Raw genomic sequence first — 228 nt, forward strand, 5'->3', positions numbered from 1 at the left:
CTATTATGGAAACTATGACTCCGTTCATAGATTTCAATTATTTTATTTTTCCATATTTACCTGCTCCCCCTTCCTGAATCTGTAATTTCCCTGATCTTGCTTCTACTATTTTTTTTGCGATTTTTTCAGGAACCACTTGAACGAGTTCTTCCTTTGTTACTTCGTGAAGTATTTTCATTTCAGAGCTAAACTGGTTCAAAAGTTTATCCATAGTTTTCTTTCCACATC

At 33.8% G+C, this 228-nt stretch carries 1 protein-coding gene; it reads right to left on the bottom strand.

Going from position 1 to position 228, the window contains the following annotated elements:
• Positions 1-37: 37 nt before the first annotated feature.
• Positions 38-228, bottom strand: a 191-nt coding sequence (locus tag AOA60_RS32490) for an endonuclease Q family protein (RefSeq protein ID WP_218240442.1), incomplete at its 5' end; no start/stop codon positions are given.

It is taken from the genome of Pseudomonas sp. 2822-17, assembly GCF_002742485.1.
Lineage (GTDB): Bacteria > Pseudomonadota > Gammaproteobacteria > Pseudomonadales > Pseudomonadaceae > Aquipseudomonas > Aquipseudomonas cyclaminis.